17 protein-coding genes and 1 tRNA gene are annotated in these 24,224 nt (G+C 43.3%); 7 read left to right on the top strand and 11 right to left on the bottom strand.

Going from position 1 to position 24,224, the window contains the following annotated elements:
* Positions 1-6: 6 nt before the first annotated feature.
* The 7 genes from I6E84_RS04650 to I6E84_RS04680 form a co-directional block, all read right to left on the bottom strand.
* Positions 7-1,089, bottom strand: coding sequence for a cation diffusion facilitator family transporter (locus tag I6E84_RS04650; RefSeq protein ID WP_197216445.1), 1,083 nt, complete (start codon positions 1,087-1,089; stop codon positions 7-9).
* 162 nt (positions 1,090-1,251) lie between these two features.
* Entirely contained in the window at positions 1,252-1,797 is a 546-nt protein-coding gene (locus I6E84_RS04655; RefSeq protein WP_197216446.1) for an acyl-CoA thioesterase, read from the bottom strand.
* Positions 1,798-1,874: 77 nt separating this feature from the next.
* Positions 1,875-2,285 carry a DUF2177 family protein gene (locus I6E84_RS04660; RefSeq protein WP_197216447.1) on the bottom strand — a complete coding sequence of 137 codons (411 nt, stop codon included), beginning with the start codon at positions 2,283-2,285 and terminating at the stop codon, positions 1,875-1,877.
* Positions 2,286-2,500: 215 nt separating this feature from the next.
* Positions 2,501-3,955, bottom strand: coding sequence for an SAM-dependent methyltransferase (locus tag I6E84_RS04665; protein ID WP_197216448.1), 1,455 nt, complete (start codon positions 3,953-3,955; stop codon positions 2,501-2,503).
* A gap of 122 nt (positions 3,956-4,077) precedes the next feature.
* Positions 4,078-5,028, bottom strand: a complete 951-nt coding sequence (locus I6E84_RS04670) for a DUF1365 domain-containing protein (RefSeq protein ID WP_197216449.1) — start codon at positions 5,026-5,028, stop codon at positions 4,078-4,080.
* 40 nt (positions 5,029-5,068) lie between these two features.
* On the bottom strand, positions 5,069-6,799 hold the full coding sequence (locus I6E84_RS04675; protein WP_197216451.1) for an NAD(P)/FAD-dependent oxidoreductase: 1,731 nt from the start codon (positions 6,797-6,799) through the stop codon (positions 5,069-5,071).
* Between the two features lie 256 nt (positions 6,800-7,055).
* Positions 7,056-7,793 (bottom strand): SDR family NAD(P)-dependent oxidoreductase, encoded by a 738-nt coding sequence (locus I6E84_RS04680; RefSeq protein WP_197216452.1) that lies wholly within the window; start codon positions 7,791-7,793, stop codon positions 7,056-7,058.
* Between the two features lie 673 nt (positions 7,794-8,466).
* On the opposite strand from I6E84_RS04680, the gene I6E84_RS04685 reads away from it, so the two are divergent.
* Both I6E84_RS04685 and I6E84_RS04690 read left to right on the top strand, forming a co-directional pair.
* Complete coding sequence (locus I6E84_RS04685; protein WP_197216454.1) at positions 8,467-9,669, top strand: pyridoxal phosphate-dependent aminotransferase; 1,203 nt, start codon at positions 8,467-8,469, stop codon at positions 9,667-9,669.
* Between the two features lie 260 nt (positions 9,670-9,929).
* A tRNA-Asn gene (locus tag I6E84_RS04690) sits at positions 9,930-10,005 on the top strand.
* A gap of 278 nt (positions 10,006-10,283) precedes the next feature.
* Here the strand turns inward: I6E84_RS04690 and icmH are convergent.
* The 4 genes from icmH to I6E84_RS04710 form a co-directional block, all read right to left on the bottom strand.
* Entirely contained in the window at positions 10,284-11,096 is an 813-nt protein-coding gene (gene icmH, locus I6E84_RS04695) for a type IVB secretion system protein IcmH/DotU (protein ID WP_110922442.1), read from the bottom strand.
* Positions 11,097-11,337: 241 nt separating this feature from the next.
* A complete protein-coding gene (gene tssK, locus I6E84_RS04700; RefSeq protein ID WP_197216456.1) occupies positions 11,338-12,684 on the bottom strand; it encodes a type VI secretion system baseplate subunit TssK in 1,347 nt (448 codons plus the stop codon).
* Between the two features lie 9 nt (positions 12,685-12,693).
* On the bottom strand, positions 12,694-13,362 hold the full coding sequence (locus I6E84_RS04705; RefSeq protein ID WP_197216458.1) for a hypothetical protein: 669 nt from the start codon (positions 13,360-13,362) through the stop codon (positions 12,694-12,696).
* A 43-nt stretch (positions 13,363-13,405) separates the two neighbouring features.
* Complete coding sequence (locus tag I6E84_RS04710; protein ID WP_320158624.1) at positions 13,406-14,440, bottom strand: M15 family metallopeptidase; 1,035 nt, start codon at positions 14,438-14,440, stop codon at positions 13,406-13,408.
* A gap of 429 nt (positions 14,441-14,869) precedes the next feature.
* Between I6E84_RS04710 and I6E84_RS04715 the strand changes: the two genes are divergently transcribed.
* The 5 genes from I6E84_RS04715 to I6E84_RS04735 all read left to right on the top strand — a co-directional run.
* The gene (locus I6E84_RS04715; RefSeq protein ID WP_197216460.1) at positions 14,870-16,564 is read left to right on the top strand and encodes a hypothetical protein; all 1,695 of its coding nucleotides are present in this window, start codon (positions 14,870-14,872) and stop codon (positions 16,562-16,564) included.
* A gap of 67 nt (positions 16,565-16,631) precedes the next feature.
* On the top strand, positions 16,632-20,669 hold the full coding sequence (gene tssM, locus I6E84_RS04720) for a type VI secretion system membrane subunit TssM (protein ID WP_197216462.1): 4,038 nt from the start codon (positions 16,632-16,634) through the stop codon (positions 20,667-20,669).
* Positions 20,666-21,646, top strand: a complete 981-nt coding sequence (gene tagF / locus I6E84_RS04725; protein ID WP_197216464.1) for a type VI secretion system-associated protein TagF — start codon at positions 20,666-20,668, stop codon at positions 21,644-21,646. Before tssM ends, tagF begins: the two co-directional genes overlap by 4 nt.
* An 85-nt stretch (positions 21,647-21,731) precedes the next feature.
* Positions 21,732-22,556, top strand: coding sequence for an OmpA family protein (locus tag I6E84_RS04730; protein ID WP_197216466.1), 825 nt, complete (start codon positions 21,732-21,734; stop codon positions 22,554-22,556).
* A 97-nt stretch (positions 22,557-22,653) separates the two neighbouring features.
* A partial coding sequence (locus I6E84_RS04735; protein ID WP_197216468.1) for a contractile injection system protein, VgrG/Pvc8 family occupies positions 22,654-24,224 on the top strand: 1,571 nt, incomplete at its 3' end.

Genomic DNA, 24,224 nt, shown 5'->3' on the forward strand with positions numbered 1-24,224 from the left:
ACAGTTTTAAAATGGAGTAACTATATCCGGTAAAGCCAAAACATCTGCATCTGGTACGGATAGTGTCAAGATAACTTCTTGAAACAACGGATCTTTGCGAAATTGGTTTTCGATAGCTTCAAACTTATGAGCGATTTCTCTCTCTTTTTGATTACCGGCGATGTCTACTGCCGCCACCATAAATATTTTTTTGGGTCCTACCCACTCTAGATGTAAGTACGAGACACTATCAATATCTGCATGACTCAGTAACTCACTTAACGCATAGCCATGTATCTGCTCTGATACTTTGTAACCAACCAAAAAGTCACGGTTACGGCTAATCAAAAATATGGCTACAGCGCCCAACAATATGCCAACGATAATAGAGCCTAATGCATCCCAAAATGGCTGTCCAGTATAAGCATGCATGCCCATCGAAGCAGCAGCAACCGCCAAGCCAATGACAGCGGCCAAGTCTTCGAAGAACACACCACGTAACGTTGGGTTAGATGTATTGATCACATAACCGATGGCACTGACATTAATTGCTTCACCATGTTTTTTACTTTGTAAATAAGCCTGCCCTAACGAAAACCCTTCGAGCACAAACGCGACTGCTAATATAATAAAACCGATGGTATAGTTGGTCTCACTCTCCGCTGCATTCCATTCGGTGATACCCGTATAAATGGAGACGATAGAGCCTGCCATAAACACACCAAAGGCGGCAATCATCGACCAGACATACGACTCCTTGCCGTAACCCAATGGGTGACTGCTATCCGCAGGTTTAACTGCCTTCTTTTCTGCGACAATGAGCAAGGTACCGTTGCCAGCATCTGCCCAAGAATGCGCGGACTCCGCTATCATAGAAGCAGAACCTGTCATAACTGCTGCAACGGTTTTTGCAATAGCGATAACGAGGTTAGCCCCGACGGCAATCAATACCGTCGTCAATGAGCCAGAGTGTGGCTCACTTTCATCGGTAGCAACATTAGCAGCATGATTAGGATCTACACTATCCATACCAGCACCACGCGCAATTCGTGTGGTTGGTTGAGCGATAGGCGTGGCTTGCAATTTGGTTTCTGGCGGCTTCAGACTCATAGTAGCCTCGATACAGACGTGTTAAACATAGATATTTAGATACTCAACGAGATAGTCGACTCAAAGTGACCATCTCAAGATAACTGGGATACATACTTAGGAACTTAGGAACTTAGGAACTTAGGAAGAGTAAATTAACTCACTACCTATATTCCCATTATTTTAACGCTCATGCTCACCATCCAACTCTCCGACCATCTCTTTTAACTCACAGCTTGGACGATGCGAGCTTTGCATACGCAAGTTTTTACGATCTAACGCAGCATCAGCACGGCACTGTTGCAGATTATTTTTAATCTCAAGTGGTGGCACTGCTGTTGGCTTACCCTTATCATCGATAGCGACCATCGTAAAGTAACAACTATTGGTATGACGAACGGTACGAGCACGCACATCTTCCGCTTCAACACGAATGCCAATCTCCATCGACGTATTTCCCACATAGTTAACACTGGCAGCAAAGGTCACCAGTTCACCCACATAGATAGGCTCTCGAAACATCACTTGGTCGACAGACAGTGTCACTACATAGTTACCGCTATAGCGACTGGCACAGGCATAAGCCACCTGATCAAGCATCTTTAACAAATCACCACCATGCACATTGCCAATGAAATTCGCCATGTCGGGCGTCATGAGTATCGACATGTATAGCTCACTGTTTAAGGGAGCTTTTTGAGCGGATGTGCTGGTGTTAGATTGTGGCATGATGATCCTTATTTTTAGAAATTTTTATGTGTATATATTTGCATGCCAGTATGACAGATTTAATGACTTAATAATATTTAGCTGAGCCAATGAAAGCGATAAGCCAACCATGCAACAACAGCGCTTACCGTACCCGTCAAAATCCCACCCCAAGCAAAGTCTACTAACGCAGTATCTAAGGTAAATCCTTTATATAATGCTAAATTGGTAAAATCATAAGTACCATAAGCCATCAGTCCAATCAAACCACCAAGCAAGAAAATATGACCGACAGATGCGCCTGCTTTGATTTGCGGATACAGCACTAAGATACAAAGCGCCAATATATAAAACATATAGAACACGCCAGCAGCCATCATGTTTGGCTCATCAGCCAATAGATGTCCGATACGCGACTCATAAAAAGCCCCTTTCATGGTCGTCAGCCAAACAGCATCAACACCCAAAAAGATAACCACAGCGGCGAGATAAATAAAAACGTAACCCATGATATTACCTCTTATAAAATGAATAAAAACGTAGAAAATTATAATGTCGATGAGGCGTTAGCGGTGACACGCTATTCAGGGTTCCTTGATAGACGCGCTACTCAAACAATATAAAATATCTCAATGTACAACCTTTTAATACATGGGTCTCAAACGGTTAATGCGTTATGAGACCTTACGAGCGCTAAAACGAAACCATATCCACATCAAAACATCTACATAGTCGCAGTGTCTGACATATCTTCATCATTAAAGACTGTATCATCGTTTAAAACTGTTTTATGATTTAAGACGGCAGCTGGCAAATCAGAGAAATGCATTATATCGATGTTGTTTGGCTTCACTGCTGTCAACTGCACCACGCCGATCGTGCGCTCCAAAAACCCACCTTCGCAATAGCAAAAGTAAAACTCCCACAGTCGGATAAACGCTTCATCATAACCAAGCGCAACTATCTCTTCACGCTGCGACATAAATGCTAAGCGCCAATCTCTGAGCGTATGCGCATAATCAAAACCATAATCATGCAATTGTTTGACGACCATATCGGTCTGCTCAGTAAATTGGGTAGTCAGCTCTTGGTTAGATAGCAGACAACCACCTGGGAAAATGTGCGTCTGGATAAAATCGACCGAATTAACATAGTCTTGGTAGTTTTGATCGTTAAAGGTGATTGCCTGCAGCACCATCAATCCTGTTGGCTTGAGCAAACTATTACATTTAGCAAAGAACGTCGGCAGGTATTCGTGCCCGACTGCTTCAATCATCTCGATACTGACTAACTTGTCGTACTGCCCTGTCAGCTCGCGATAATCTTGCTTGAGTAACGTCACTTTATCAGACAGCCCAGCTACTTCGACTCGGCGCTGTGCCTCGCCATACTGCGCATCAGAGATGGTTGTCGTGGTGACTTTACAGCCATAGTGTTTGGCAGCATAAATAGCAAACCCACCCCAACCGGTACCAATTTCAATCACGTGATCGTCAGCACTAAGCTGTAGTCGCTGACAAATGAGCGCCAGTTTATGCTGTTGGGCATCGCTAAGAGACACATCGGGCGTACGGTATACCGCTGACGAGTACATCATTGTGTCATCTAAAAAACGCTGATACATGTCATTGCCCAAATCATAATGAGCTAGAATATTTGACTTGGAGCCAGACTTATCATTGCTACGCAGTTGATGCTTGGCTTTTTCAAAGGCTTTACTGACACCTGCAAAGCGATTCTCTAGTTTATTCAATACAGCCAAGTTACGAGCTGCCAACCGAATCAAACCCGTCAAATCATCCGTATCCCACTCGCCGTTGATATAGCTATCTGCTAGCGCAATAGAGCCGCCAAGTAGTAGTTGACGATAGACAGCTGGATCATGAATGGTCAAGGAGACATGTAAGGAGTGACGACCCACTGCCGAACTACTGGCTACCGTAGTAGACTCACTGCCAAAACAGCTGGTCTTAGGTGCCTCATTACCGAACGATTCGATGAGAGTAAGGCTACCAAACTGTATATGCTGCAACGCGCGAAATATCAACTTCCTTGCCACTTTATTGACCCCGCCACTGACGGGTTTTAAGACAGCGCTCTCATTGACCACTTTACTCATCTGTGCAGTTAATCTCTCTAATGTTGAAACAGGTGCTCGATCGGTCAGTCTGGCTGGCATCGTGTATTTATCCTTGTCTAAATGCTTTATTGGTTGGTCTAACATTCATGAGATTTTTAGATTGTTAATGACTTCAAATAGCTAATGGCTTTGAATTGCTAATGGCTGTCTTTTTAACTGTTTTATTTTTGCTGTTGGCTATCTGCTAGCTTTTCATCATAATTAATATAAGGGACTTTTTTGACGGCATAGAGTTTAAAAGCATGCCAGTAGATACGAGTCAAAGAAGTCAGATTCATCACTGGGTTTTGTCGTAAGCTTTTGCGAATAGAGATATCAGTCATTGGTACGCCAGACATCTTTATACCCGTCTTTAGCACTTCACCACGCTCATCACTGATATTAATGGCGATACGAACTTGCAAACAGTTATCTGGCTGTTTTTTTACCTGAACCTGCCAGCGATAGAGCTGATCGATGGGATTAAAAGGTGAGACATGAAAATCTTTATCATGACAAAATTCCGTGTCTTCACCGTCGAGTAAAAACCCATAACAATGACGTTTGTCCCATGGCGTATTAGAAACTTCAGCTAACAGATGCGTTGGGATCTGCTGCTCATCGAAACCTAAATAAAAATTGACTGGGCTGAAGTACAAGCCTGCATTACGACACACTAGCAAACCGAGCATATCGCCAGTCGGTGCGCTACCTGAATACTCAACGAAAGCATCCCGCAGACGATTATTGAGTGCTTGAGTAGGATTTAAATCAACATTGCCATTGATACCGTTGTTGTCGTTATCTTTATTGCCACTTAAACCCTCTAATTTCTGCAAATAATCATCTGGGCAAAACTGCTGCAAGGCTTTTTTATTTGCTGAGAATAACGGTAGTCCTTTTGCTAAAAGTCGTTTGAATAGTGATTTTTTTATCAGGCCATTTTTGGCAAAAATATTTTTGCTTACTTCAGGAAGTGCTTGTCCTATAGCCAATGCACTTATATTCACGCCCCAATAGCGATACGGGTAGACAAATTTATTCACACTAGGCAGTAATCGGCTGTGCCATGTTGTCCCATGAAACAACTGATGTGGTAAGGCGTTGTTAGACGAGTAGTCTTCGTTAGACATAGCACTCTCTTTAGTGGTGTTTTTTATTTTAATTCTAAAATTACTTCGAGTTACGATAACCAAATAAGCCACGTTTTTTCTTCTGTCCACCATCTATGACGGTAGACTGTAAACGCTCAGCATACTCAACCAGCTCCTGATTGGTGGTCGCTGTGATGACTTCACGCTTATTAAGTTTACGTAACTTGGTATCTGCCTTTATCGGCATGTCTTTATAACGGAATGGCGTATGAGCACTATCAGCATCTGGCAAGTGAGTCGGATCAACATCGTCTTTTATCTCAATATTATGACCCAATGCCTGACAGACACGTAGACCACTACGCACACCATCTTCATGAAAACCATTAAACCAATACGCACCGCAAAAATGCGTGTGCAAGCCGTTACCAGAGATACTTGACCATTTGGTTTGAGCATCAATCATCGCAAGGTCAAAAACTGGATGGCTATAATCGATGCTTTTGATGACTTGCTTGTCATCTATATTTTTATCAATAGTTCCTGGATTAAGCGTCACTAGATAATTATGCTGTTTGGTGAGTCGCTGCAGGATATTCATATGATATGTCAGTACGGGCTTAGCAGGGCTTTGTACGCCTTCAGCAGCTTGCTCAATCTCCGTCGTGCTGCCCGATGCTGTTTCATCAATGAGGTAGTTCCAACTTGCCCATGCCAACGGTTTTTTAGGTAGAACGCTGATATCGGTATGAAGTACGGCGGTATTTTTGGTAAAGCGGAAATGCCCTAGCACTTCAGACTCTTCTGTACTGGCATCTTTTAAAATCTTTAGCGTGGTATCTGCATGACAAGCAAAGATAACTTCATCAAATACAAAATTTTCGATCGTGTTATCAGTGTTACTTTTGTTCTGAACCGTCAACAATACTTGCTCACCATCACGAACCACTGACTGTACTAGGCTGTTTACTCGTACCTCGCCACCCGCTTTGATAAAGCGTGGCACTAACTTATTAACGTACTGTTTTGAGCCGCCTTTAATCGTGAACCACTGCGGACGATTGACCACATCGAGCAAGCCGTGGTTGTCAAAGAACTGCGCAAAAAACACCAATGGAAAATTTTGTACTTCATCCAGACTGGTCGACCAAATAGCAGAAACCATTGGCAGCAGATAGTTATCTGTGAACAGTTTTCCGTAGTTTTTTTGCGTGAGATAACCACCCAGCGTTTGCTCAGTGAAGATGCTGACGTCTTGCCCTTGAGCACGTGCCGTTTCGTAGTCTTGGCGGAGTTGCTTGATATGTTTGTTGAACTGTAGGATATCTTTTATAAATCGCCAAAATTTTGGATTGAGCACGTTTTTGCGCTGCGACAATAAAGTGTTAAGCGTGTGACCATTGTATTCAAAATGACGTGCGGTATTTTTTACTGAAAAGCTCATGTCTGTCGATTGAAACGGTACTTTTAAGTCATATAACAAGCGAAAGAAGTTAGGATAGGTACGCTCGTTAAAAACAATGAATCCCGTGTCTATCGCACTGGTTTCCACATTACCCGTTTTTGCTTTTTTGCCATCTTGGAGTGCCACATCAATTGTATTTACATGCCCGCCGATGTAATCATTGGCTTCGAACACTGTTACATCATGTTGTGCCACGAGGTAATGAGCACAAGTCAATCCTGACACACCTGAGCCAATAATAGCGATACGCTTTTTGGCTTGGACGCTAGACGTATTTTTCAAAACGTTGCTGGCTTCGTTAGAGACTATTTCTGTGTTCTTACGTTTACGGCGGATAAACGACATACATGCGTTCCTTTCTAAGTTTTGACGATCTATTTTTAACGACTGTTTTTTAGCAGTTTATTTTGAACGACTCTTTAGGCCGTGTCTTCATTTCAAAAATGGTGATAAAAATGAGATAAATTGCCGTCAAACAAGAAAAATAGCGCAGATAATATCGGGATATTAACCAGCTATTTGACGATGTTTGGCAAGATTTAGCCATTTTTAGCCCATTTAGATGACTATCGAGTGAATTGAAGACACGCCCTAGTATCAGTTATTTTTTATTAAGCTTTCCACTGACTTGCTGCCACACTAAATCTGGCAATGTACCTAATGCCTTCAATGGCAAGGTTAGCTTCTTCGGGAATTCAATCACATCATGCCCGCTCGCTATACCGTCGCGAATGGCCTGACTTGCCTGAGCTGGTGTCTGGATAAATGGCATAGGGAAATCATTTCGTTTGGTCATTGGTGTTTCGACAAAACCAGGCACGACTAAGCTGACTGATACATCATGCGGTGCAAGACTAATCTGTAGAGTCTTCATTAAATAATGAATGGCCGCCTTTGAGCTGCCATAAGCCTCAGCACGGGCAAAAGGCACATAAGCAGACGCTGAACCAATACCAACTAAGCGACCTTTTGAAGCAATAAGCTTTGGCAAAATGCCTTCGATAGCGTGCGACAATGTCCCCATATTCACTGACATAACTTTCATAAATGACGCACTATCAAAGTTCGGCATATCTAGATATTCACACATGCCAGCACCGCAAATCGCCAAATCAACCACATCTATTTTCTCAAAAGCTTCTATTACTTTTTCTCGATCCATTAGATCCAAATCAATGGTCTCAGCACCCAATGATTTTAGCTCAGCCAATGCGGCATCATCACGGCCAACAGCATAGACATGATGGTCGTCTAACAAATAATCTTTTGCTAATTGATTGCCTATACCTGACGTTGCGCCAGTAATGAGAATATGTTGTTTCTTAGGAGAGTTTGTCATTGTCAGTATCCTTTATTATTTCTTTTATAATGTATAAGTCAGTGCTTAGCCAGATATTAAATACTCAGTTATTATTGTTTTTGGTATATAACATTAATCGCATTTCATTAAGCTAATGCCTATTTTATTTAAGAAATCTAAATAATTATAGTGTGTCGATACAGGTTTATTGTTGTGTCTTCGCAATTAAAATGGGCATAGAAGCACAAAGACACTCGGTTTATCCAGTCAATGATAACGCTATGAATAATGACATTAATTCCTATTATTAAGACGTCTCTCTCATTCTATAAAAGATTGGTGAAAATTCGATAAATGGTAGTTAATCGAGAAAAACAGCGCAGACAACACGATACAAATGACATAGGAGTATTGAATGGCTATTTGGCAGAATTTCGTCATTGTTTGCTCATTTATCTTATTTAGCTTATTTAAATGAGTGTTGATTAGATGTCGATTGAGTTGATTACATGTCCTAGTGTCTTGGGACAGCCCAATACCTGCATGCTACAATATTGAAATCAAAGCACCTGTATTATTGAGCATTGTTTATATTCTCAACAGCTCAAAAAACCTCCTCGTGTTCAACACGCCTACAACAGTTGCATGGAGCACGTTATATAATCAATATCAGCTGTTCACCCACTCTACTCTAATACAAAAAGGATACCTCATGAGCGAGATACAATTGTCTAACCGCGTCAACAACATCAAACCGTCACCGACTATGGCCATTACCAATAAAGCCAAAGAGATGAAAGCTGCGGGCAAAGATATTATCGGCTTAGGCGCTGGCGAACCTGACTTTGATACACCAGAGCACATCAAAAAAGCAGCGATTGACGCCATTAATAATGGCTTTACCAAGTACACTGCTGTTGATGGCACACCAGAGCTAAAAAAAGCCATTATTGAGAAATTCAAGCGTGACAATGACATCAGCTATGAGCCAAACGAAATCCTAGTATCGGCTGGTGGTAAGCAATCATTCTTTAACCTTGCTCAAGCCTTTATCAATCCAGGTGACGAAGTTATCATTCCTGCGCCTTACTGGGTCAGCTACCCTGACATGGTCATCATCGCAGAAGGTGTACCCGTCATTGTCAAATGCCCTGCTGAACAAGACTTCAAAATCACTGCCGACCAACTAGAAGCAGCCATCACTGACAAAACCAAAATGTTGGTATTGAATAGTCCATCTAACCCAACTGGTATGATTTATACGTTAGATGAGCTAAAAGCCATCGCTGAAGTCTTGAAAAAACATCCACAAGTCTATGTAGCCTCAGATGATATGTATGAACATATCCGTTGGACAGGTGATAAGTTCTACAATATTTTGAATGCTGCACCTGAGCTAAAAGAACGCGCCATCATCTTAAACGGCGTCTCAAAAGCGTATGCAATGACAGGTTGGCGTATTGGTTATGCTGGCGGCCCTGCCAAACTAATCGGTGCCATGAAAAAGGTGCAATCACAATCTACCTCATGCCCAGCTTCGATCAGCCAAGTTGCTGCCGAAGCGGCTATCAGTGGCGACCAAAGCGTACTAGAACCAATGGTAGCGGCTTTCGAGAAGCGCTGTGATTTGGTCGTGAATGGTCTAAATGCCATTAAAGGTATTACTTGCCTGCGCCCCGATGGTGCATTCTACGTATATCCAAATATCGTACCGCTCATCAAAGCTGCTGGCCTGTCGTCATGCACAGAGTTCTCAGCATGGTTGTTAGACAAGGTTGGCGTGGCAGTCGTGCCTGGTGATGCATTCGGTCTTGGCGGTTACATGCGTATCTCTTACGCCACTGATGAAGCCACATTAAAAGATGCCTTGTCACGTATCGAGCAAGCAGTTGCGGATTTAGACGTTGCTGAATAAATCATAATGGGCAATCAGTCTTACAAGTGCCTTTATAAAAAAGACGCCCTATAGAGTGTATAGGGCGTCTTTTTTTTGCGAGATTCTTAGGCATAATTAAGAAAAACACGTTATCTCATCATTAAAATGACAATTTTTACTAATTATGCAAAAAAAAGCTTGACGTATTTTTTATCTTTGCTAGAATACGCCCCACTTAGCAAGAACTCGTTAGAGACTTTTTAAGCTCGTTGTAAGCGTATTTAATACTTGCAACCTATTCTCCAATAGCTCAGTTGGTAGAGCAACGGACTGTTAATCCGTGTGTCCCTGGTTCGAGCCCAGGTTGGAGAGCCACATTTTAGTAGTAAATTTTTTGAATTATTATTAATTCGATTATGGCATTTGCCAAAACCCTCATCAATTTGATGAGGGTTTTTTTATGTCTGCTATTTTTTTAATCGACATGCATAAGATAAAAGATATGAGTCAAATAATAGGTACTATGCGCACAAAAAAGGGCGTTAGTAATAGTCACTATATAAATAGTAACCATACTAATGCCCTTCTTATATTGCTGTCTACTCGTAGAATCAATTCAGAGCTTCTACATACTTACCATGGCATAACTGTCATTAAGGTAAGAAAATCGAAATATGAGCCTGCTCTTTGTTCTCTTGAATCACATTATCATAGGCGGATAGCTGCTCGTTAGAGAAACTATTGGTAAATTGCCACATGGTTGCAAATATCACCGTCAATAATACCGCCATCACCGCCAAAATAATCCATAATGGCGTTTCGCTCGTAAGCGTATGTTTGATCTGATCTGGAATTGCCCAAAACGGTGAAAACTCATTCTTATTACCGCGTAGATGTTCAATCTCATCACCCAGTCGTGAGATAAGATAGCGGATTTTTTCAGGGGCTTCTAAACGATATTTTCCTTGAAAACCAAGCAGCATTGCGTAGTGGTAAACTTCTAGGGCTGGCAGACGTTTCTCCCCCTGCTCTCGCAGCCCATCTAGACGGTCGAAGAACTCATTACCAGCAACTTGTGAGCCAAACAAATCCAATTGCAACGGATTAAGCTCCCAAGAATCTTTTAGCGTTTGAAACTCTGGCTCTTGCGATGTCATGATGGTTTCATCAATCAGCGCACAATACGCGTACTTGGCTTCATGGATATCCTCTGACAGAAATCCTTTTTTGCGCGCATTCATCTCGAACTTATCTAAAAAATCATATATTTTTTGACGAAATTTGCGTGGCTCTGTACTGAAATAGTGATTCCGCAGTAAAAACACCAAATAAAAGCCGTCATACATGATATCAACCAGCGACTGGCTGCTGATACGTTTATCAAGGCCCGTTGCTGAGACTTTTGAGGCCACCTCACCTGAATCTAATAGCGAAGGCGCAGAACCCGTTGAATTATTCCCTGACATGATTGTTCCTAATGCTTATTATTTTGCGAATACTAATTTGCAAATGCTGGTTTGCGAATACTAATTTAAAAGCACTGACGAAAAGCACTGACGAATAGAAATCCTTAACGACTGTTGATGTATAAACTAATAGATACATTGGTATATAAATACATTAATAGATAGTCGTTAAGTAGAATCACTTTGCCTGTTTATATAAAGCTGTACTCAAAATTGAAAACGACAATAGCGATTAAAGAGACTACTGTACGATAGCCATCAGTTCAATTTTTAAGTCATCAAAGCCATTTGGCACATAAATACAGATAGATTCAGACTTTAGCATCTCGTCATACAGCTCACCTACCGGCTCAATAGTGAAGTAGCTGAATCCAGGTCTCACAGGTATCGCACTAGGTACTTGAGTAACGTGTGACACAGGTGAGCCTGGAAGCGCAGACAAGACTCGTTTCTCTACTGAATCAGGGGTCGCAATCTTAAAGCGGCGCGGTACGATATCGATGAGCTCATGCATCGGTAGCGACGAGCTAATAGACAGATACAGCTGTGAGCCACGCGTAATCTTGTCACTGCCCAACTCACCAGTATAGTAAGACGGCTTATTCTGACGCAATGGAATCGATATAAAGTTACTCGCAATGACCGTATTGAGCAGCTCACGAATGATCAGAATAATACTCACAAATGACTCATTAGCATTATCATGATGATAGGCAGGCAAATCGCCTACTTTATATAGTGAACTAAAAGTCGCTAACTGACTGGCCACATTCAACAGCGCTTCATAGAGGCGCTCTGGATGCAATTTAGCGTTGTTATATAAATGACTCAACTGAGAATATGCCGTATTCAGCGTATGTAACAACCAAAAAGAAGCAATATCTGAAGATCGGAATTCTAGTAAGTCATTGTTGGACTGACGATGATGATCGTACAGCGAAGTAGACTTGGTATTAATCATAGTCATCAAACGATAGACCTGACTCACAAGCGCGGGATTACTCGTAATATGTACGCTCGGCACGATGTAATCATCGTCCACTTGATAAACACCTTGGGTCGTACGCACTAGCTTAGCAACCAGTAGAGACACGGTATCTTGACTAGGCGCTTGCACGGAATGACTTAGCTGTAAGCTAGGTGATAACTTAACGACATCAATAACGGCTTCGGCGGCTTGACTGTACAGATCCTGCGCCTCAACAGCACCTCTGACATAGCGAGCGGGGTTGTCACTATGGTCAGTCTGTATATTGCTACCACCACTATGGACAATTTCTAAGCTCAAGAATACAAAAACTTCATCGCCATTGTCTTGAGTATCTAGCGTAATGGCTTTTGGCAACGCATCGGTACGAGGAGCCTGATATATCGTGCCATCTGGCAGTACGGCATAAATACTCTGAAAGCTTAATAGATTGCTTTCCAAAAGTTGTTTGTCAATCTGCACATCCGATACGCCATAAGCATAGGGATGCATCAGCATCATGCTCAATGCTCGCTGCGAGTCATGATAGGTGTCTTGAATCTGAAAATGCTGAGGTCGTAAGAATAGCCCCTCGCCCCATAGTACTTTGTGTTTACTCAAGACAATCTCCTACGAACAGCTGACAAGCGGCTGCTGATAATATTTAAGTTTGGTGGTAAATGTGGGTGCCTGATCTGGGCTGATACCTTCTACGATACTCACATCACATGCGCCAATATTCAGAGTAAGTGGGGTATCAAAATCGAGACTGGTAATAGGAATAAGGAACTGTGAGCGCTTTTTGGTATACCTCAATCCCACTTTTACTGCGATAAAGCGTGCATCCTGTGGAATATTTAATGTCAAATTACTCTCACGATTGGGCACGACACTGACCTCTTTCGCTGCTAGCGATTCGATGTCAGTGAATTCGCTTTCTTCTTCCAAAAATGCAATATAAGCCGTACTCGCTGTACCCTGCTTTGCGCGTCCTGCATTGGCATTGGCCGATGGCTTGATCGTCAATGTGACCTGCTGACGCTTTAGCTGTTGCTGCAACGCCTGCTGCTCGGCAAGCATTGTCTCTAGCTGTTGCTGCTGCTTCTCTAGCTGGCCTTTGAGATTCTGTAAATCATCATTGTCACTGCTAATGATGTCTTTTATCTTATCACCAATACCAGACTCGCCAGCCAGCTCAGAGGCTTTATCAGTTGATTGACTAAATCTGTCCGTGCTACATCCTGTGAGCACGCCACTTAACAAACAGGCAGTGGCTATTAACGCTGTCGGCAATGTCATACATCTGTCCATATTTTCAATTTACCTTGAAATATTATTATCATTATTGACTGGTCAAAATCTCTGCCATTTCTGGCCGACCGAGTACGCCTTTTTTACGTAGCTCAACATGCCCGAGATCCATCATTCGCCAGTCACCACCCCACACAAGTCCGGCAGACTTGGCTACTTTACCATATAATTTGTAGCCCCGCATCGCCCAAGGATCCTTTTCAGTTATGACAATCTTGCCATTTCTGATAAAGGCACTATCACCTGCTAAACCAAACTGATGATAGCTCTTATATGAGCCTGCTTTTGTCACATGCGTTCCTTTTTTGAGCAGTCTGCCTTGCCTTTCAGGGCTACGATACCCTTCTAAAAGCACCATATCATAACCATATTGATCACTCATCACCTTATACACAGTCAACAGCCGTTGAACAAATTCTGAATTCATTTTTTTCCAATTACGGTCAGCATTCTTGATGTTTATATGACCACCACTCAAGTGCGAAGCCAACATGTCACCTGAATAGCCAGTGCTATGATCTAGCGCATCTAAGTTAGACAGGTCAGATTCAGGCATCATCAGCGGTCTATCTATCTGACTCACATCCGTCTGAGCATCCGGCCAATAGTCCACATCTGCTTTGCTGGCTTGATAACTCGCAATCTCAGCATCAAGCTCATCGAATAGCTCTTCTGGTGGCGTTGGTGGCGGACGCAATCGCTCTCCTATCAGTAATTGGCTGATTTGTGTGCTGGTAGTGCTGGGTGCGGTATCTTTCGCATGGTACACCGCCAGAGAATGATTGTTAATCAGTGCATAGCAAAGACCAGCGGTTGCCATGACAATCAATACCGACAGTGCTGATATAACTGGGACACGAGAGACATCAATACGCGAAGCCATGCTACTCAGCTGACGGATACGAGAACGGAATGGTTTTGCTTGTGATTTGACGGCTAAGCGCTTAATTTTTAATCTGAATAATCGCTGAAAACGAACAGCTACTTTATTAAACAGTCGCGCGCACAGCTGCCTATCAAACAGCATGATAATCATGATGATAGAGACAATAGTAAATGCAGACACAGTCCAGTAAATCATAAAGAAGCAGCAACGACAGTTAAGGCGATGAAAACAAAAAAAAACAGGCGTTTATTATTGGTATTGCGCAAGTATTATATAGACAAATGACCACCGTTTAAAATAAAGCTGACTTAATTACGTTAATTTTCTTATCTTTCCGTTTGCTTTTTTATTTATAAGTCATTTTATATTGAGATTATCTTATAAACTCTCACTTACAACCCTTTATATACCTTATTTTTATAGATATTTTTTGTTTGAGTAGACCGTCATCGATTACGCACTCCTTCCATAAGCAAATGACATATAAGTAAAATAAAGTCATCAAATATAGTAGAAAGTAGTCTATGAATGCCCTAAAATACTGCCTAGCAAGTTTATCTACATAGTAACAATGATAATAACAACCCAACAAATAGGGAGTTTAGATAAGTGGCTGCAAAAAAAATACTGTCGTACAGTCGCTTTATTTTAGGAGCGTTTTTAGGCATTTATCTCATTTTGGTTTGGATGTACTTCAAAGACAATGCACGACAGCTGACTTCATCTGGCTTATTACTGTGGTTCGTTGCCATTCCTTTACTGTTACTTGGCACTATCATGGCACTCCTGTGGTGGCAAAAAAAGTTAGATAAGCAAGCCAGCAAAAAATCAGACTCCCTTGATGACATATCAAATAAAACAGAAAGTGCCAAGCAGCCCGATACTTATCAAGTATTTATATTTAGCCGTGTTTGCCTGCCTGAAGGAGACAGCTGGTCTGAAGTTATTGACAACGACGAAGACCTGACACTATTAAGTGATGAGCTGACAGATTTCGATGGCTTGCCGATACTAGTAAAACCGATTACCAGACTTACCGATTCAGCATCGCTACCATATCAGTATATATCTAAGGATTTGGAAGACGCCGACTGGGATGTTGATACCACCGATGAAGACGAATCGAGATCAGAGCGTATGGCTGCATTGAATGACACAACCTTGCGCTTGTGCTCATTGATTCATGAGCAGCTTACTTTGAGCGATGAGATATGGTCTGTACTCGGTGAACATTTTTATCAACATCATCAGCAAGACAATATGCAGTCCAACTCGGCTGCCCATATTCATCCCGAATGGCAGCAGCATTACTTAGTTAGTGCCAAAGAAGGCAATAGCGATGAGACAATGGCGACCGCTCCTACTATCCGTCTGTCCAACTTGCCTATCTATTTGTGCTTGCCTGCCAGCGCTGACTCAGCATCTCTTATCTCAGTAGTAACAGAACAGTTAGCGACCTACGGTATTCCTGAAACCGCACTCTCTTTTACGAATATCGCGACTGACGATACCGATGCAACAAGTGACAGAGTAAGCGAGGCAACAACGGCCAATCCTGCCGAGTTTATCAATAGACATATCATCTCCTTGTCGCAATCAGCTGCCCCTGACATTTGCTTGATGCTCATTGCAGATTCGCAGATTAGTGAAGAGTGGTTGGACTCTGAACTGTATTCCAATCAAACGGCCAATGTCATTCCTACTGAGGCGGGCGCTCTGCTGGTATTTTTTAATAAAGCGGCTCAGGATTTGCTGAATATAGATACCAGTACCCGTATTCTATTAACTGAGATAGATACCCCAAAAGCCAACGATAGAGATAAGGAAGGTCACACCTCTAATCGCCTAAGTAATAACCGCTACTACCTTAATCATCTAACGACGATCCAAAAATTATTAATCGATAATACGCTGTCACTATCACCGACCAATACGGCAGCACTAAATACTGTCAACAAACCGACAACAAAAGCAGATGATGCTGATTCCAAAACTAATGTTGCACTATCAGACCTCAGTATTACGGCCATATCAGACATTAATCCATCAAACCAACCTTATGACATGTCGGTATACATGAATTTTCTTGACGCATTTATAGCGCAAGGCGCTCTAGTAAACGAACGTCATTTAGGGCATTATATGCCATTGAATCACTGGTTAAAGCCATTTATTAGCTTATCGCTATTCGTAGACTTAGTCGAAAATGACCAACAAGAGTCAGACAGCGTATTTTTGATTACTCAACATAAGCATTGCACCATGCTTTGGTTAGCAGATGCCTCTCAGCAGTCTGAATCATAGCTTTTGGTGACGCTTTATTATTGAAAATACTCATTTTATTATCTTAAGACCACACTAGGTAGCACGCATGTTTTCAAGGTTTTTTCATCTTATCTATAACCCAAGAGTGCTATTAGCCTTGGGTATCATAGTCGCCTTAGTCTTGCTATACGACTACGTCCCTATCAAAACCTTTTTCATTATTATTGGCGTCCTAATCACCTTTACGGTGTTAGGAGCGCTTGCCTACTATCTGTGGAAGAAGCGCAAAAAAGCCTCAGATGAGCTGGCAAATTTGGTAGAAGATAATGGCGGTGAGGATACCAATGAAAATGGCACTCCTACAGCCAAAGATGAAAACACCCAAGAAGTACAAGCGCTACGTCAGCAAATGCAAGATGCGATCAAAACCATTCGCAAATCAAAGATTGGTGATCAAACGGGCAAAGCAGCATTATATGAATTGCCTTGGTATATGGTCATTGGTAATCCAGCAGCAGGTAAAAGCTCAGCCGTACTGCATTCTGGCTTAAAATTCCCATTTATGGAGCAAACCAATAAGCTCTCTGTCAAAGGGGTCGGCGGTACACGTAACTGTGATTGGTTTTTTTCAACTGAAGGCATCTTACTTGATACTGCGGGGCGCTATTCTGTTTATGAAGAAGATCGCTCAGAATGGCTGTCGTTTTTAAGCCTACTCAAAAAGAACCGTCCTAAAGCACCGATTAACGGCATTATCATCGCTGTCAGTATCGCTGAATTGACCAAAAACGATCCAAATTATGCATTAGATTTGGCTAAAAACTTACGCAGCCGTGTCCAAGATTTGACTGAGCAGCTAGAAGTCTATGCACCGGTTTACGTCGTCTTTACCAAGATGGATTTGATCTCAGGCTTTCGTGACTTCTTTAATGACTATGAGCAAGAGGAGCGTAATCAAGTATGGGGTGCGACCATCCCCTACCCTGAAGATCCAGACAATATCAACATGACCGATGTATTCGAAGAGCATTTTGGCATATTGGTAAATGGTCTAAAAGATTTGAGCACGACGAAACTGTCTTTGCGCCATCAGCGGACCGTATCTCCTAGCTTGATGACATTCCCTATGGAGTTTCAGTCATTACGCCCAATGATACGAACACTGATGCATGCTCTGTTTGAGGACAACCCTTTTCAGTTTAAACCTATCCTTCGTGGGTTTTACTTTACGAGCGCATTGCAAGAGGGACAAGTTAGCAGTCAAATGACGCTGCAAATGATGCAGAATTACGACTTGCGTCCACCTGCTATCCCGCTCAATGCGCAGCAAGAGGCCGCTGACAAGCCTTATTTTTTACAAGACCTATTTTCAAAAGTTATTTTAAAAGACAAGCATCTGGTCAAGCAGCACAAAAACCGTAATAGACGCAGTCACCGTGCGATTGCAACCTTAGCAGCTGTCGTAACACTGTGTGCGGCAGTTGGTCTATGGACGTGGTCTTATGCCAACAATAAACAGCTCACTGAACGCGTCGTGGCTGACTTACAACAAGTCGCAGCGCTACAAAAGAACGCTAATGGCGACCTACAGTCTCAGCTTGAGTCGCTTAATATCTTACAAAGCAGAATAGAGCAACTTGAGGGTTATGAAGAAGACAAGCCATTGTCTTTAAGATTTGGTCTGTATCAAGGTGACAAACTCAAAGACAAACTGCTAGCAGAGTACTACAACGGTATCAGCATCATCGTCTTGACACCCACCAAACAAAACATAGAACAGTTTTTGACCGAGGTGAACACCAATACTGACCAGCTAGAAGTGCGTACAGAGGACTCAACCACTGACGATGTAGCTGAAGCCGCGACTAATGATGCCTATATTCAGTCAGATCCTACGGATGTTGAAGACGCTTACAATGCCCTCAAAGCCTACCTCATGCTTGGCAATCATGACAACTTAGAGACCAGTCACTTGAGTGATCAAATGACACGGTTTTGGCGTAATTGGCTTGAAGCCAATCGTGCAGATATGCCACGTGACAAAATGATTCGCCAAGCTGAGCGTATCTTGAGTTTCACACTGTCTCATGCCGATGACCCTGCCTTTCCACTCATTCAAAATGATTTGGGATTGGTAGACAAAACACGTACCAATCTATCGAAAGTCAGCAAAGGTCAACCTGCTCGTGATCGCGTCTACTCTGAAATTAAGATGCGCTCCTCTGCCCGCTTCCCATCGGTTACCGTTGCCCAAATTACGCAAGACACCAACAGTGAAGCGCTACTGGGCAGCTATGTGATTTCGGGTACTTTTACCAAGCAAGCATGGGACTCTTTTGTCAGTGATGAAATAGACAAAGCCGCCACGACTAGAGTGGTAGCAGATGACTGGGTGCTAGCAACCAGCAGCCAGAATGACCTTACATTGACAGGCAGTCCTGAACAAATTCGACAATACTTGGTCAACCGCTACAAGCAGGAGTATATCAGCGAGTGGAAACGGTTTTTATCGCAAGTATATGTTCGTGATAGCAAAGGATTCGATGACCATGCTGTGCTGTTGAATCAGCTGTCTAACCCTACAGAGTCACCATTAAAGACACTGTTTGAAACCGTCGATCGTCAGACACAATGGGATAACCAAGCGGCCAATCCAGCGGCAGCCAATGGTGGCCAATCTCGACGCTCATTTGTCAATTGGTTCAAGCAGACTATACTACGTCAAAGCCCTGCTGAGCTACGACAGGCAGAAGCCGCGCTAGGCAACAATGGTAGCACCAGTGACACAGCGACCCCTACAGCACAAGCACCGTCAGGGGTAATTGCTCAAGAATTTTCCTCTATACATGCCTTGGTAACACCAAGAGAAGACAATCAAGACTTGTCGCTATTGGACAACTATTTGGCAAGTTTAGGTGATGTTAGAACGCGCTTTAATAATATCGCTCGTAGTGATGATATCGGTCCTGATGCTCTGTTATTTGCTTCGCAGACTCTCAGCCCTGACGGTTCAGAGTTGACCAAATCTCTACAGATTTTGGACGAGCAGATACTGAGCCAAGCCAACTCTGAAATCAAACAACTCGTTCGACCGTTATTAAGTGAGCCACTAACCCGCTCATTTAATATGCTATTGACGCCCACTAAAGCGGAGATTAATAAAGTCTGGAAAGCACAAGTACGTAAGCCTTTCCTCGATAATTTAGAAAAGAAATATCCATTTACTGCCAATGCAAATTTAGAGGCAACACCCGCAGAGATTGGTCAGTTCTTTGGTGAAGACGGCTATGTGGCAAAATTCGTCAACGAGACGTTGTCGCCCTTTATCATTCGCCGTGGTGACCAAATCTCTAGTAAGATTTGGAATGGTGCAGGCCTAGGCCTTAACCCGAAATTTGTCGCTGATTTTGGTCGTTACTTTACTAACTATACAGGTAGCAATACTGCTGGAACGACAGGTGCTGCTGGCAATGGTGGCTCTACCAATCAAACTACTTTCCAAATTATGCCACTACCCGTCAGCGGCCTGACCGAGTATACGATTGTGGTTGATGGTCAGCAACTACGCTATCGCATGGGTACCCAAGCTTGGACGACCTTTGTATGGCCGAACCCAAGCAGCCAACCTGGTGCTAGCATTCGAGCTAAGGACTATGATGGCAGAGACTTTACCGTCTTTGAAGAAGCTGGTAGCTTCGGTGTAGAACGCCTCATCAATAGTGCAAGACGTACTGAGCTTGGCGACGATATCTTTGAGATGGCATGGTCAGGTGATGGCATCACTATCTCTGTACGCTTTAGAATCATCAGTGGCAATAGCAGTAATGCTACTCAGGGTCGCTCTACCAATCCATTCAATGGTATGAAGTTACCCGATGAGATTATCGCTCTGGGTGTCACACGTACAGCAGCCCCTATTGCTGATAGTAATGCTGCCAATAATAGTACGCCTACTAATGGTTCGACAACGCCAAGCGGTGGGCAAAATAATACAACTCCTACGACGCCATCCAACATCTTGAACTTGACGCCTACTACTAATGCTAATGACGCTATCAATGCGCAAGCTGATACCCCTGTTGCGACTAACACCTCTACAGATAATGACTCAGCCGAAGCAGAAACTCAGGAGCAAACCCCATGACTCCTGAGCTTTTACCTTTAGTATATTTTGGCAAGCTGCCTGCACGCGGAGACTTTGTGCGGGCACGTGCTCATATCTCAGAGACCAACGCGATTGACGAATGGGTCAGTAAGGCCCTAGTAAGCTCGGAAACACTATTCAGTGACCGATTAGTAGACAGGACGACGACCAATCAAACGGCTTTTTTAAACTTTAGTCATGTGGATACCAGAACCAATGAAATTATCACTGGCGTCCTGATTCCCAGTCATGACAGTAGTGATAGAAACTATCCGCTGATCGGTTTTGGTGTCCTACATATCGACAAACCCAAAAGCTGGATGAATTATTTGCCCATTAAGTCTGCTAGCATTTGGAATGAGACTTACGAAATTATAAGCGTAGCCAAGTCTAAGACAGACAGCACTGACTTGATGGAATATCTCGGTCATAGCCAGCTCACGATTGACAATAATGCCAGTACGCACTATTACGATTTTATCAATACCACGACTCTACACGATATCGCCATATTGATGAATATCGATAAGTCGCAATTGATACAGCAAATTATCGCGACTGGATTATTGTTTTTACCGACATTCACGAAAGGCTTTCATGGTCTGAACAAAGCCATCTGTTGGTCACTCACTTCCGATAGAGTTGCCTCGATACATATGGCTACTTTTTGGCATGATTTAATCAGTGGGTTTTATCAACCACATCAGCTCTATCTGAACACCTATCTCTACCGTGCTTCTAATTGCTATCGTCTGCTACTGAGCTTTACGAAACCTGACGGGCATATACTCAGTCAAATATCGGAGAGTGAGGACAGCTACCCTGAAGGCTGGGTTGTCATCGCTGATAGTGACTGGACACAAGGATATATTGAAGAAGATATCGGGCTGACCCGCTTCAATAAAGTCTTGTTACAAGACAGTCTCTACCTGTATGATACTAGGCAATTGTTTAAAAAAACATTTTTGGCACAATGATGATTCACGATTAGCTGATGACCCTGTATATCAGGCCTCTGTATCTAATAACTGCTCAATAATATAAAGATTAAAAGGCACTTCAATGAAAGTCCTCTCCAAAATATTACCATCTAAGCTCACTGGTCACTCCAAAAAACTGTTATTAGTGTCCGCGATGATACTTCCTCTCAGTGCGGTTGTCTTTGCAGCTCAAGATGATGGTCTATCACGCAACGTACCAGTCGTCATCAAAGGTGTGGTCGCTACCAGCTCAGACAAGCAACAATTGCTCGAAAAACTAAAAGCACAATATCCTAATAAAACGGTCAGAGATGAGATCGAAGTGCGCTCGAATATCAGTATACCAACCAACTGGCAACAGATAGCCACGGCCATCATTGATAGCGATATCTCTAATATTAGCCAAGGCCGTATCGACATTCATGGTACGACCATTAGCTTACATGGCAAGGTGAACAGCCTTGAACAAAAACAAGCGATTCAAAATCGTATTCATACGCGTCTAACGGATCTCTACCAATTGGACAATCAACTGGTCGTTGTAGAGGGGGAGCAACGTCTCCTCGACGACACCTTAGGCAATCGTATCGTTGAATTTGAAACAGGTAGCACCACCCTAACACCCATGGGGCTTGGTATCTTAGATGACATGGCAGGCGTGTTGCAGCGGATTGGCGATAAGCCCGTTATCATCACTGGACATACAGACAATGTCGGCAACCCCAGTTTTAATTTGGTGTTATCAAATAAACGTGCAGAAGCCGTCAAACAATACCTTATCGGTCGAAACATCGATGCGACACGCCTCAGTACCACAGGTAAAGGGGAGGCAGCCCCCATCGCCAGTAATGACAATGAAGAAGGGCGTACTAGTAATCGGCGTATCGAATTTACCCTCGCCGAATAACACGGCTGTATGCATGACAATGGCAGACAAGCACTTATGTTTTGATGCCAGTGCTCAAAAAACATGATGCCATTGCGCAAAGAATAGGGACATAACTATGTTACGCTTGACCAATACTGTACTCCCCATGCATCCTGACAGGCTCTATGCCAGTGAAGGCAGTACACAAGCTCCCTATGCGAGTGCTCGTCAAGACATCAATGACCATAAAGCGTGGCAGAATAAGCTGATTCAAGCATCTTCTGAAGATGATATGGTTGCCCAGCTAAATCCCAATGGGAATGAGCAATATCAGCAGCACGGTATCGACACTTACCTGCTTCATGTCTATATTCATGAGCGTCACCATCCGCCATTTACATCGCTTACTTACTTAATCGGCACTCCGCTTACCTTGAGCTTCGATACCCCGAGCGGCCTACACTACCGCCATTTATACCTGACGGCCGTGCATCAAATGGATCACGATGGCAGCTATGGTTATTATCGTCTGCTCGCACAGCCCATTACTTATCGCTTGCATCAACACCAACGCTGTCATATAGATACTGACCTATCAGTACAATCAATGGTGGCAGAACGCACTGCTACTTTAGAGATAGAGACCGTCGATGATAGTAGCAGTGAAGACGCTACTGGCTGGACACCAGCGCGCATGACTCAGTGGCAAATCAGTGACTGGACACATATTTGTGAGCGGCTTGCACGTCAAGGACTGACAGCCTATCTGCGACACGAGCAAACGGATGAACATTGCCCGCCTAAGCTCATTATCACCACAGCCTCTCCAAGCGATAGCGATGGCATTAGCACAAACATTGGTGCGCTACGCTATCAGCAAGTATTACACGACCGCGTACATGCACCAGTGTTGGCACTGAGTGAGCAAATCATCACTCAGCCAAGCTCCGTGACGATGCAGCGCTTTAATAGTGCCAGTGTCGCACACCCCACTCAGTCCGCTGACGTTACCATAAACACCAGCACTGATGAAAATAGCGCTCAAGAAAACAATCAAGCAAGTAGCCAATCACTCACGCTAGACACCCCTGCCGCATTTGCCCCAGTGACAGATACTGAGACCATCGATGAAGCGACTGTCGTAGCAAACAGTCATCACAGCCATCATAGCGTCTATCATGCACTTGCCCATGCCACTGACTTGAATGTTGCCGATACCTTTATACTGGTCGATCACAACCATCTCAATCAGCACTATCGCGCGACCCATATCGTACATTTGGCTCGCAACAGCTTGGCACATGTGACAGGGCTGACCATCAGTCGTCGCCACCATGAACGTCATGCCTCCACACTAGAATCAGGCATTCACTTAACCCAGCTGCGTCTGATTACCGCAGATACGCCATGGGTCGGTAGTTTATATAGCAAACGCGTGCTACCGCCAATGACCGGTATCACAGATGCTCAAAGCGATACCGACAGTCGCAATCATATGACACCTACTAAGAGCTATCTGCTTGACAGTCCTGCCCAACCTATCAATCGATTAGAAGCCCAAGCAGGAGCCAACTATGGCAGTCACTTCACTCATAGAACTGACGACCAAACCCTGATGCAGTCTATCGGTGATGGTGAGCACTTAATCAATACTGGTAGCTTATTGTCCAGTACGCGCCCTAGCCTATTTGCCACGGACAATGAACA

The sequence above is a fragment of the Psychrobacter sp. SCQQ22 genome, from assembly GCF_015864605.1.
Taxonomy (GTDB): domain Bacteria; phylum Pseudomonadota; class Gammaproteobacteria; order Pseudomonadales; family Moraxellaceae; genus Psychrobacter; species Psychrobacter fozii.